The 11,690-nt window shown below is 51.7% G+C and carries 9 protein-coding genes and 2 tRNA genes; 9 read left to right on the forward strand and 2 right to left on the reverse strand.

The genetic code is table 11. The features are described 5' to 3' along the window. Positions 1–170: 170 nt before the first annotated feature. The 5 genes from NWF31_RS11165 (at position 171) to NWF31_RS11185 (ending at position 5,616) form a co-directional block, all read left to right on the forward strand. Positions 171–1,259: an iron-containing alcohol dehydrogenase family protein gene (locus NWF31_RS11165; protein WP_258360584.1), complete on the forward strand. Its 1,089-nt coding sequence runs from the start codon at positions 171–173 to the stop codon at positions 1,257–1,259. A 97-nt stretch (positions 1,260–1,356) separates the two neighbouring features. Then, the gene (locus NWF31_RS11170; RefSeq protein WP_258360585.1) at positions 1,357–2,403 is read left to right on the forward strand and encodes an ABC transporter substrate-binding protein; all 1,047 of its coding nucleotides are present in this window, start codon (positions 1,357–1,359) and stop codon (positions 2,401–2,403) included. Between the two features lie 22 nt (positions 2,404–2,425). Continuing rightward, positions 2,426–3,214, forward strand: coding sequence for an ABC transporter permease (locus NWF31_RS11175; RefSeq protein WP_258360586.1), 789 nt, complete (start codon positions 2,426–2,428; stop codon positions 3,212–3,214). Between the two features lie 2 nt (positions 3,215–3,216). After that, the gene (locus NWF31_RS11180; RefSeq protein WP_258360587.1) at positions 3,217–4,041 is read left to right on the forward strand and encodes an ABC transporter ATP-binding protein; all 825 of its coding nucleotides are present in this window, start codon (positions 3,217–3,219) and stop codon (positions 4,039–4,041) included. Between the two features lie 51 nt (positions 4,042–4,092). Next, positions 4,093–5,616 carry a DNA methyltransferase gene (locus tag NWF31_RS11185; protein ID WP_258360588.1) on the forward strand — a complete coding sequence of 508 codons (1,524 nt, stop codon included), beginning with the start codon at positions 4,093–4,095 and terminating at the stop codon, positions 5,614–5,616. 66 nt (positions 5,617–5,682) lie between these two features. On the opposite strand, the gene NWF31_RS11190 is transcribed toward NWF31_RS11185, so the two are convergent. Together NWF31_RS11190 and NWF31_RS11195 are read right to left on the reverse strand one after the other, a co-directional pair. Beyond that, positions 5,683–5,758 (reverse strand) — tRNA-Thr (locus NWF31_RS11190). 7 nt (positions 5,759–5,765) lie between these two features. Next, a tRNA-Pro gene (locus tag NWF31_RS11195) sits at positions 5,766–5,843 on the reverse strand. A 231-nt stretch (positions 5,844–6,074) separates the two neighbouring features. Between NWF31_RS11195 and NWF31_RS15025 the strand changes: the two genes are divergently transcribed. The 4 genes from NWF31_RS15025 to acsB all read left to right on the forward strand — a co-directional run bounded on the left by NWF31_RS15025 (position 6,075) and on the right by acsB (position 11,677). Next, entirely contained in the window at positions 6,075–6,194 is a 120-nt protein-coding gene (locus NWF31_RS15025) for an RCKP-type rubredoxin-like domain-containing protein (RefSeq protein WP_422880280.1), read from the forward strand. 428 nt (positions 6,195–6,622) lie between these two features. Continuing rightward, positions 6,623–7,378 (forward strand): ATP-binding protein, encoded by a 756-nt coding sequence (locus NWF31_RS11200; protein ID WP_258360589.1) that lies wholly within the window; start codon positions 6,623–6,625, stop codon positions 7,376–7,378. Between the two features lie 70 nt (positions 7,379–7,448). Then, positions 7,449–9,473 (forward strand): anaerobic carbon-monoxide dehydrogenase catalytic subunit, encoded by a 2,025-nt coding sequence (cooS, locus tag NWF31_RS11205; RefSeq protein ID WP_258360590.1) that lies wholly within the window; start codon positions 7,449–7,451, stop codon positions 9,471–9,473. Between the two features lie 14 nt (positions 9,474–9,487). Further along, positions 9,488–11,677, forward strand: coding sequence for an acetyl-CoA decarbonylase/synthase complex subunit alpha/beta (gene acsB, locus NWF31_RS11210; RefSeq protein ID WP_258360591.1), 2,190 nt, complete (start codon positions 9,488–9,490; stop codon positions 11,675–11,677). The last annotated feature ends 13 nt before the right edge of the window (positions 11,678–11,690 follow it).

The following is an 11,690-nucleotide window of genomic DNA, read 5'->3' on the forward strand; positions in this document are numbered from 1 at the left end:
CGTATTGAAAAACATGTGCCGGATGGATAAATTACCTCTCAAATATTTCGACATAAAGTGCCGGCAGGAATCTTGTCTTTAGCGACGAATATAACTTTGTTATGGTAAAGTGATAGAGTGTTAGAGAAAAACATTAACCTGAGAAAAAGAACATCTGCAGGAGGAACAGGATGCTCGAAAGGATTATTGCCCCCGGTTGCTATCGCCGGGGTGCCGGCGTGATCAGGCCTGCCGGACAGGACCTGAAGAGCCTGGGCAAAAGGGCCTGCCTGGTAGGAGGCCACCGGGCCCTGGCAGCGGCAACACCGGCACTGCGGGATGCCATGGCTTCAGCCCGGGTAGATCTCGCGGGTCAGGTCTGGTACGGGGGAGAATGCTGCCCGGAGAATATCGCCATGGTAGCGGCAGCAATTAAAGAAAAGGGTGCCGATTTCGTGGTTGGTGTTGGTGGTGGCAAAGCCCTGGATACCGCCAAGGGGGCTGCCTGGCAGGTAGGGGTGCCCCTGGTAACGGTACCAACGATTGCAGCTACCTGTGCCGCCTTTACATCTATCGCCATTATTTATAACAGGGAAGGACAATTCCTGGCCATATCCCACGAAGCTGCGAACCCTGCCCTGGTCCTGGTAGACAGCGAGATAATTACCGCCGCCCCCTGGCGCTACCTGGCCGCCGGTATGGGGGACACCCTGGCCAAGTATATAGAGCTCAGGGCCACTGCAGTAGCGTCACCTCACCTGGCCTTAGAAGGAGCTCTGGCTTTAGCCCGCCTCTGCTATGACAGTATCCTATCTGCCGGCCCTGGTGCCAGGACGGCGGTAGAAAACCAGGTGGTCACTCCAGACTTAGAAAGGGTAATTGACGCTATAATCCTCATCAGTGGTTTGGTCAGCGGCCTGGGCGGCGACGACGGGCGTACGGCCGGTGCCCATGGAGTTTATGAGGGATTAACTGCCTCACCCTCGACGCGGGACTGCTGTCACGGGGAGCTGGTAGCCTTCGGCAACCTGGTCCAGCTATTCCTTGAAGGGAGGGAAATGGAAGCCATCAAACAATTGGCTGGCTTTAATCGCCAGGTCGGGTTGCCGGTATCCCTGGAAGAAGTGGGATTATTGCCGGAGGATGGCCCTTCCCTGGAACTGGTAAGTCGCGCGGCGGCGGAAAGCCCGGATATGGCCAACATGCCTTTCCGGGTAACGGCAGCTATGATCAGGGAAGCCCTCCTGGCGACCGACCGCCTGGGCAGAAATGAGGCTTGAAGTTTTAAAGCACAGGCACTAAACAGCCCAACTGACAACAAGGAACTTGAAAAGATAAACCCCATAAGGGAGTAAGCAAAAAGGAGAGGATTTTATCATGATTAAAAGATTGAGTAGAAGCATTATTATTTTTCTGGTGCTGGCCCTGTTCACCTTAACCCTGGGCGGTTGCGGCGGCAGTGACAGCAAGCAACAGGATGCCGGCAAACAGGATGCAGGCGGCGCGCAGGAACAACAGCTTACACCCGTCAAGCTAACCATGACCACCTGGTCAGGATATGGCCCCCTTTTCCTGGCCCGGGATAAAGGTTTCTTTAAAAAATATGGCCTGGACGTGCAGCTTATCGTCATCCAGGGCCTGGGTGAACGCAAGCAGGCCCTGGCCGGCAACCAGGTTGACGGCATTGCTACCACCCTTGATATCGTTACCCAGATTGTAGACGCCGGCATTCCCCTGAAACAGATCTGGGCCCTTGATGATTCTTATGGCGGCGACGGCATCCTGGCCAAACCAGAGATCAAGACTATTAAAGATCTTAAAGGTAAAAACGTAGCCTATGACTTTGGTACTGCCAGCCATATCCTGCTCCTGGCCATCCTGGCTAAAAACGATATGACGGAAAAAGACATCAACCATATCCAGATGTCTGCCAGCGATGCCGGGTCCACTTTTGTAGCCGGCAAAGTTGATGCTGCCGTCACCTGGGAACCCTGGCTGAGCAAGGCCGTTAAGGAAAACAAAGGCCACCTTCTGGCAACTTCTAAGGAGACACCTGGGCTAATTATGGATACAGTGGCCCTGCGAACCGATTGGGCCGAGAAACACCCCGAAGCTCTACAGGGTATGGTCAATGCCCTGGCTGAAGCTATGCAGTACTGGGAAAATAATAAAGCCGAAGCTAACGCTATTATGGCCAAGGGGTTAGGAATTAAAGAAGAAGAGTTTGAAAGCAATCTGGAAACCCTGCGCCTCTTTAACCTGGACCAGAATAAAGAAATGTTCGGCACGCCCGAAAATCCGGGAACCCTCTATACCACACTGCAACAGGCCGTTGATTTCGGGTTTAACAACAAGGTAATTAAGTCTAAACCTGATGCTAAAGCCATGCTGGATCCAACCTTCGTTAACAAAGCCAAAATTTAAACCGGGAATATGGTGTGCTTAAATGCGTAAGTATCTTAAACTTAATGCTCCCATTCCGGGAAAACTTTATTTCATCCTGAGCGTATCTGCCTTTGCCCTCCTGTTATTATTGTGGCAACTTGGTGTAACTGTTGGTCACTTACCGCCTTCCCACCTGCCGCCGCCCGGTGCTGTCGCCCGGGCGGCCGTCGCCCTGGCGACCGACGGTTTAATAGGGGATATCGGTATCAGCTTTTTCCGGGTTACCACGGGCTTTCTCCTGGCAGCGGCTATCGGTGTGCCCCTGGGGATACTTATGGGTAGCCTGAAGGTAGCCGAAGCATTTTTTGAACCCTTGCTGGCCTTTTTTCGTTATATGCCGGCCTCGGCTTTTATTCCCCTAACCATAATCTGGTTGAGCATTTTTGAAGCCCAGAAGATAGGGGTTGTCTTTATAGGTATATTTTTCCAACTTGTACTGATGATTATGGACGTCACCCAGAACGTCCCCCAGGATCTTATTGATACCGCTTATACCCTGGGGGCGCGCCCCCTGGAAGTCTTCCGGAGGGTCTTATTGCCGGCAGCTTTGCCCGGGATAATGGATACCCTGCGGGTTACCCTGGGTTGGGCCTGGACTTACGTCATCGTTGCTGAACTGGTGGCCGCCAATTCCGGCCTGGGTTTCCTCATTATGAACGCCGGCCGGCAGCTCAGCACACCGGATATGTTCGTAGGCATTCTAACCATTGGTGTTCTGGGGATAATCTGCGATATGGCATTTAAAGCACTCAATCGCCTGTTGTTCCCGTGGTTGGAGAGGGAGGTATAGCCATGGCCCTGGCAGCAGAACCGGGGATATCAGGAAACAAGCTGGCTGTTGTCAACCTGACCAGGGAATTCAACTTTAAGCACCGGAAAATTACTGCCATCCAGGGCATTTCCCTGGAAGTAAAGGAAGGAGAGTTCGTAACCATCCTGGGGCCTTCGGGATGCGGTAAATCCACCTTGCTCCGCATCATAGCCGGCCTTACGGAAGCCAGCAGCGGTCAGGTATATAAGGACGGCCGCCTGATCCAGGGGCCGGGAAGGGACCGGGGTATGGTTTTCCAGAGCTATACCCTCTTCCCCTGGCTTACGGTACGACAGAATATCGAGTTTGGCCTCAATTTGAAACGAGTAGAAGCCGACCGGCGCCATGAAATTGTTAACCACTACCTGGATATAATAGGCTTAACAGCCTTTGCCGATGCTTTCCCTAAAAGCCTTTCCGGAGGTATGAAGCAGCGGGTTGCCATTGCCCGGGCCCTGGCCAACGATCCCGATATCCTCCTGATGGACGAACCCTTCGGTGCCCTGGATGCCCAGACCCGACTGGTCATGCAGGAACTCCTCCTCAAGATCTGGGAAGAAACCCGTAAAACAATCCTTTTTGTCACCCATGACGTGGAAGAAGCCATCTTTTTAGGGGATACCGTTTACATCATGACAGCCCGGCCCGGGCGTCTCAAGGCACGCATCCCCGTACCCCTTTCCAGACCAAGGAGCTTTGAAATCAAAAACTCCCGGGTTTTCCTGGAACTAAAGACCAGCATCCTGGAACAGATCCGGGAAGAGAGCCTGAAGGCCGCCACCATGATGCCGGCGGGATGTGATTAAATTTTTGAGGGCTACCCGGTGAAAGGACAAAATATATAACTGGAGGTTGCTATGGCTAGCAGGAGCCTGTCCCGGCAAAATCCCGTCCGGCTGGTGTGGAAAACAAAACCGGCAGGAGAACCGCGGGCGGGTGAATTTAAGATCGACACAGAGGAAATAGTTATCCCGCAATCAGACGGGGAAAGAATACCTCAACAGGAAATTACGGCAGGATATCCAGTTTCTAACCGCCTTCTTTACGGTGACAACCTCCAGGCCATGCTCGCCCTCCTGGCTGCAGGTTATGAAGGTAAAATCAACTTAATCTATATTGACCCACCTTTTTTCAGCCAGGCCAATTACAATTACAGGGTCTCTCTAAACAACGTGGCGGATGGCCAAAAAACACCGGTAATCGAACGTCCGGCATACCAGGATACCTGGGACGGGGGTATAGAGGCTTATCTAAACATGCTCTATCCCCGCCTCCAGCTCATGAAAAAACTACTAGCCCCGGACGGCAGTATCTATGTGCACCTGGATGCCAGCATCAGTCATTATATTAAGGTAATAATGGACGAGATTTTTGGACCGGAATCCTTCCAGAGGGAGATTATCTGGCGGATTGGCTGGATATCTGGTTATAAGAGCGCTGTGCGCAACTGGGTCCGCAATCATGAAACCCTGCTTTTCTATGTCAAAAATCCCGGAAAGTTTACCTTTAACAAAGAATACCTGCCCTACCCCCCGGGTTACCGGCGCCGTGGCGGCCAGGAAGTTACGGGAAAAGGGTATCCCTTAGAAGATGTATGGAACGCCAACCCAATGGAATTCGATCTAAAAGGAGAAGAGAGCCTGGATTCCATCCAGATTAAAAGTTTCTCCAGGGAAAAGACCGGCTTTGCGACCCAAAAAAATAAAAGCCTCCTGCGGCGCATTATTAAAGCATCATCGAACCCAGGGGATTTGGTAGCAGATTTTTTTTGTGGGTCCGGTACTACACTGGTAGTAGCTGCAGAAATGCACAGGCGCTGGTTGGGGTGTGAGGCAGGCAGGACAGGTGTGCAGGTATCCCGCAAGCGGCTGGTTGCGGCAGGTAGCAATCCCTTTACAATTGATTATGTATATCCTGCGGACCTCCAAGCCGGCCCCAACTTGTCTTATCAGGATATAAAGAAAGAAACACCTTTAATCACCCGAACAATAATAACCCCACTGGCCGGCGGTTACGAAGAGATAAATATCGTTTTAGAAAGATATTCCCTTCCGGCTTTATTACCAGAGGATTTCCATGATAGAGACAAAATATGGCAGGAGGCAATAAATAATGCTTCCGGGGAGAACTTTGCCCATCTTATTGATTACTGGGCCGTTGACTGGGATTACGACTACCGGGTTTTTAAGAGTCGCTGGCAGGCTTGGCGGAATTACGGTGAAAATGAGCCACCTGTACCTCTCATGTTCCGTGCTACCCTAAAAGCGAAAAACAAAAGAGCTATAGCAGTCCAGGTAGTAGATATTATGGGAAATGAAATTTTTACCATTAGCGAAAAGGGAAATCCCGTTGCTACGAGGGTTTATTTATCCAAATTGTAGTAGACTATCTTGCAAACTAAAAACGCCGGCTTATCCTGAGTAGAAAGCCGGCGTTTATAACCTTTCTGGAGCCAACGAGGGGACTCGAACCCCTGACCTACTGATTACAAGTCAGTTGCTCTACCGGCTGAGCTACGTTGGCATTAAAGTGGTCGGGATGACAGGATTTGAACCTGCGACCCCCTGCTCCCAAAGCAGGTGCTCTAGCCAAACTGAGCTACATCCCGCCAGCACTCATATTTTAGCATGCTTGCGACCGCCAGGCAATACCCCGGCCTTTCTTTGAAGTTAAATTATAGCGTTCCCTGGCCAGGGAACCGGGGCGCCGGCGGCAGCCTGGAAACATACAAACGCGTTTGCACGTAGCCAGGACGCCAGAACCGATGCCTCTTGACAAATAAAGAAAGCATGACTTATACTAATATCAATAATTATTATTAGAAAGGCAGATGGAAAGCATGGCAATTTGGCAATGCACCCAGTGCGGCTATGAAAAGGACGCCCGTTGCAAACCTCGCAAATGCCCCGAATGTGGTGCCAAGGATTCCTTTATTAAAAAAGATACCGCTACTTCTTAAGAACCTTACAGGAGCTTTATACTGAGTTCTTAAAGATTGACCGGCCAAATGGACCGGTACATTTAGCATTGCATAATAAATAATCGCGCGTGTAAACAATTATTATTGCCTTTAATAAGCTTATAAAGAATCCCGCTATTATTCATTAAAGGGTAATAGCGGGATTATTATTGTGAGCACATTCTTAATTAACAAAAATTATTCCATTTTTAAGCCAAATGGTTTATAATATTGGCCAAACGGAAAAAACAAAAGGTTGAAAGGTAAAAAGGGTTGAATAATTTGTTGTCCGGAGGGGGAAATAAAAGCAAAATTTAACGATTGGCCTGAGAAAAAAATAGCAGGAAAAACGGACTTTGTGTAGAAGTTCACTAATATAACCGGAAAAATGAATATCCATTTTTTTGAATAATAAAGGGGGGCTTCAATTGAAGCTGGCTATTTCCGGTAAAGGTGGTGTCGGCAAAACTACTATAGCTGCCGGGTTAATTAATTATTTTGCCCGTCATGATTACCAGGTCTATGCCGTTGATGCCGATCCCGACACCAGCCTGGGCATGGTCCTGGGGCTCCCCGAGGAAAGGCTTGGAACTATTAAACCTATAGTAGAGATGCGGGAATTGATTGCCGAGCGCACCGGTGGCAGCGGCGCCTTCTTTTCAATAAACCCGGAAGTTGACAGCCTGCTCAAAGATTACACCATAAAGAGGGGTAATATCCTTTTTTTAAAAATGGGGGCCATCAAGCCAGGAGGTTCAACCTGTTACTGCCGGGAAAACACTATTTTAAATGCCATGGTTAATTCTCTTCTCCTTAAAAAAAAGGAAATGGTCATCCTGGATATGGGGGCCGGCATTGAGCATTTGACCCGGGGCACGGCCCGCGGGGTAGATATAATGTTGATTGTTACCGAGCCAACCCTGGTCAGTATCCGTACCGCCCAGGTTGTACAAAAACTGGCCGCCGAACTCGGTATTGAGCAAATAAAGTTTGTGGGCAACAAGCTGCGTCAACCCAGGGATAAAGATTTTATCCTCAGCCACCTGCCCCCTGAGGATGTTATTGCCCTGATACCCTTCCAGGTGGAAATCTTAGATCAAGCTGCCGGTTTTACCGGTGATGAATCTCCGGCCACTACAGGAATAGTTGAACTTGCAGCTAAATTGCATGGCCAGCCGAGCTAACCAGAGGGCATATACAGGAGAACCGGAGTTCTCCGTTATGTAAAAGAATAAAGCCAAGGAGGTAAAGAATATGCCCAGGTTCCGCGATCTCACTCACACTTCCAGGCCCTCAGGGGCCCCGCGGGTCATGGAACCCAAAAGCAGGGACCGTACGGTCGACCCGGCAGTCCTGGAAATGCTCGCCAAGAGCAGGGACGACAGGGTTATAACTGCCTTTGATCGCTTTGTCGCCCAGCAACCCCAGTGTAAAATCGGTTATGAAGGTATTTGCTGCCGTTTTTGCCTGGCCGGTCCCTGTCGCATCAAGGCCGCCGATGGACCCGGCAGCCGCGGTATTTGCGGCGCCTCTGCCTGGACTATCGTTGCCCGTAACGTTGGTCTAATGCTCCTTACAGGGACTGCGGCCCACAGCGAGCACGGCAATCATATAGCCCATGCTTTGGTGGAAATGGCACAAGGGAAGGCGCCGGATTATGGTGTTAAAGATGAAGCTAAACTAAAGGAAGTCTGTCGGCGCGTAGGCATCGAAGTAGAAGGCAAAAGCGTTTTGGAACTGGCCCAGGAAGTAGGGGAAAAAGCTCTGGAAGACTTCCGCCGCCTGAAGGGTGAGGGCGAGGCGGCGTGGTTGATGACCACTATTACCGAAGGCCGGCGGGAAAAATTCCGCACCCACAATGTTGTGCCCTATGGTATCCATGCCACCATTTCCGAACTGGTCAACCAGGCTCACATGGGTATGGATAATGATCCCGTTAACCTTATTTTCAGCGCCGTCCGCGTAGCCCTGGCCGATTACACCGGTGAACATATTGCCACAGATTTTTCCGACATCCTTTTCGGTACCCCCCAGCCGGTGGTCAGTGAAGCCAACATGGGCGTCCTGGACCCGGACCAGGTTAACTTTGTCCTCCACGGTCATAACCCCTTGCTCAGCGAAATCATCGTCCAGGCGGCCGGGGAGATGGAAGGAGAAGCCAGGGCCGCCGGGGCCAAAGGAATCAACCTGCTGGGCATCTGCTGTACCGGCAATGAAGTTTTGATGCGCCAGGGTATACCTCTGGTAACCTCCTTTGCATCCCAGGAACTGGCCATATGCACCGGAGCCATTGACGCCATGTGCGTCGACGTCCAGTGCATTATGCCGTCCATCAGCGCTGTCGCCGAATGTTACCATACTCGGATCATTACTACTGCCGATAACGCCAAGATTCCGGGCGCCTATCACCTCGATTACCAGACGGCTACGGCAATGGATAATGCCAGGACAGCCATCCGCATGGCTATTGAAGCCTTCAAAGAGCGTAAAGAAAGTAATCGCCCGGTCTTTATCCCGCAGGTTAAAAACAGGGTGGTTGCAGGCTGGAGCCTGGAGGCCCTGCAACAGCTTTTGGCTACCCAGGATTCTGAAAATCCTATCGGGGTGCTCAATAAAGCCATCCTTAACGGAGAGCTTGCCGGTGTGGCGTTGATCTGCGGTTGTAATAACCTGAAAGGGTTCCAGGATAATTCGCACCTGGTTGTTATGAAAGAGTTGCTGAAAAATAACGTCTTTGTCATCGCTACCGGCTGTTCTGCCCAAGGAGCCGCCAAAGCCGGTTTCATGGACCCGGCCAATGTAGCAACCTACTGTGGCGATGGCCTTAAAGCTTTCCTTAACCGCCTCAGCCAGGGGGCCAATATTGATATCGGCCTGCCGCCAGTTTTCCACATGGGCTCCTGTGTGGACAACACCCGTGCTGCCGATCTCTTAATGGCCATGGCCGATGACTTGGGTGTTGATACCCCGAAAGTTCCCTTTGTTGCCTCGGCCCCGGAAGCCATGAGCGGTAAAGCGGTAGCCATCGGTACCTGGTGGGTATCCCTTGGCGTACCCACCCACGTCGGTACCATGCCGCCCGTGGAAGGCAGCGACCTGATTTATAGTATTCTCACCCAAATTGCTAGCGATGTCTACGGCGGTTACTTCATGTTCGAAATGGATCCCCTTGTGGCTGCCCGCAAGATCCTCGACGCCCTGGAGTATCGCACCTGGAAGCTGGGCGTGCACAAAAATGTTGCCGAACGTTACGAAACCAAACTCTGCCAGGGTTATTAAAGGAGGGCCAGGCCATGACTGATTTTGATAAAATCTTTGAAGGAGCCATTTCAGAAGGCAAAGAACCTGTAGCCTTGTTCCGCGAAGTTTATCACGGAGCCATCACGGCCACCAGTTATGCGGAGATCCTATTAAATCGCGCCATCCGTACCTATGGCCCCGACCATCCCGTCGGTTACCCTGACACTGCCTATTTTTTGCCTGTTATTCGTTGTTATAGCGGGGAAGAGGTAAAGAAACTCGGCGACCTACCGCCCATCCTCAACCGCAAGCGGGCCCAGATAAGCCCGGTGCTTAATTTTGAAAACGCCCGCCTGGCAGGAGAAGCCACCTGGTATGCGGCCGAAATTATCGAGGCCCTCCGTTACCTGAAATATAAGCCAGAAGAACCCCTCTTACCGGAGCCCTGGACGGGCTTTATCGGCGACCCGGTCGTCCGCCGTTTTGGTATCAAAATGGTAGACTGGACCATCCCCGGGGAAGCCGTTATCATGGGCCGGGCCAGGGACTCCAAGGCCCTGGCGAAGATAGTCAAGGACCTCATGGGTATGGGCTTTATGCTCTTCATCTGCGATGAGGCGGTAGAACAACTACTGGAGGAAAACGTCAAACTGGGCATTGACTACATCGCCTACCCCCTGGGTAATTTCACCCAGGTCGTCCATGCCGCCAACTACGCCCTCCGGGCCGGGATGATGTTCGGAGGCGTAACACCGGGCTTGCGCGAGGAGCAGCGCGACTACCAGCGGCGCCGCATCCGTGCCTTTGTCCTTTACCTGGGCGAGCATGATATGGTCAAGACAGCCGCAGCCTTCGGTGCCATCTTTACCGGTTTCCCGGTAATTACCGACCAACCTTTGCCGGAAGACAAGCAAATCCCCGACTGGTTCTTCAGCGTCGAAGACTATGATAAAATAGTCCAGATCGCCATGGAGACGAGGGGTATCAAGCTGACCAAGATCAAGCTCGACCTGCCCATCAACTTCGGCCCGGCATTTGAAGGGGAGAGTATCCGTAAAAACGATATGTATGTCGAAATGGGCGGCAACCGTAGTCCGGCCTTTGAACTGGTCCGTACCGTTTCTGAGGCGGAAATTACCGACGGGAAGATCGAGGTTATTGGACCGGACATTGACCAGGTACCGGAGGGTAGCGTTTTACCCCTGGGCATCCTGGTGGATATTTACGGCCGCAAAATGCAATCCGATTTTGAAGGGGTCCTGGAACGGCGCATTCATGATTTCCTCAACTACGGTGAAGGCCTGTGGCACACCGGCCAGCGGAATATCAACTGGCTGCGTGTAAGTAAGGATGCCGTGGCCAAAGGGTTCCGTTTCAAACACTATGGGGAAATACTAGTAGCTAAGATGAAAGAAGAATTCCCGGCCATCGTCGACCGGGTCCAGGTAACCATTTTTACCGAAGAAGCAAAAGTAAAAGAGTACCTGTCCCTTGCCCTGGAGAAATACAAAGAGCGTGACGACCGCATGCGCGGCCTGACCGACGAGTCGGTGGATACTTTCTATTCCTGCGTCCTGTGCCAGTCCTTTGCTCCTAACCATGTATGTATTGTCACCCCCGAGCGGGTAGGCCTGTGCGGTGCCGTCAGCTGGCTGGACGCCAAGGCATCTTATGAAATTAACCACGCCGGCCCTAACCAGCCGATACCAAAACAGGGAGAGATCGATCCCATTAAGGGTATCTGGAAGAACGTCAACGACTACCTCTATACTGCCTCCAATCGTAACCTGGAGCAGGTATGCCTGTATACCCTCATGGAGAACCCCATGACCTCCTGCGGTTGCTTTGAAGCCATTATGGCTATTGTCCCGGAATGTAACGGTATTATGATCACTACGCGTGACCACCCCGGTATGACACCTTCCGGGATGACCTTCTCCACCCTGGCCGGTATGATCGGCGGCGGCGTCCAGACTCCTGGCTTCATGGGCATCGGCCGCACCTATATTGTCAGTAAAAAATTCATTAAAGCCGACGGCGGCATCGCCCGCATTGTCTGGATGCCGAAGGCTTTAAAAGACTTCCTCCGGGAGGACCTGATCCAGCGCAGTATCGAAGAAGGCCTTGGCGAGGACTTTATCGATAAAATTGCCGATGAAACCATAGGCACCACCGTTGATGAAATCTTGCCCTACCTGGAAGAAGTGGGCCACCCGGCCCTAACCATGGATCCCATTATGTAAGCTCTACTCCTGC

Origin of the sequence: Neomoorella sulfitireducens (assembly GCF_024733845.1) — a bacterium.
Lineage (GTDB): Bacteria > Bacillota > DSM-521 > Neomoorellales > Neomoorellaceae > Neomoorella > Neomoorella sulfitireducens.

Excerpts from the sequence above, each read along its gene's own strand:
- NWF31_RS11165 (WP_258360584.1), top strand. The coding sequence starts at position 171 with ATGCTCGAAAGGATTATTGCCCCCGGTTGCTATCGCCGGGGTGCCGGC.
- NWF31_RS11170 (WP_258360585.1), top strand. The coding sequence starts at position 1,357 with ATGATTAAAAGATTGAGTAGAAGCATTATTATTTTTCTGGTGCTGGCC.
- NWF31_RS11175 (WP_258360586.1), top strand. The coding sequence starts at position 2,426 with ATGCGTAAGTATCTTAAACTTAATGCTCCCATTCCGGGAAAACTTTAT.
- NWF31_RS11180 (WP_258360587.1), top strand. The coding sequence starts at position 3,217 with ATGGCCCTGGCAGCAGAACCGGGGATATCAGGAAACAAGCTGGCTGTT.
- NWF31_RS11185 (WP_258360588.1), top strand. The coding sequence starts at position 4,093 with ATGGCTAGCAGGAGCCTGTCCCGGCAAAATCCCGTCCGGCTGGTGTGG.
- NWF31_RS15025 (WP_422880280.1), top strand. The coding sequence starts at position 6,075 with ATGGCAATTTGGCAATGCACCCAGTGCGGCTATGAAAAGGACGCCCGT.
- cooS (WP_258360590.1), top strand. The coding sequence starts at position 7,449 with ATGCCCAGGTTCCGCGATCTCACTCACACTTCCAGGCCCTCAGGGGCC.
- acsB (WP_258360591.1), top strand. The coding sequence starts at position 9,488 with ATGACTGATTTTGATAAAATCTTTGAAGGAGCCATTTCAGAAGGCAAA.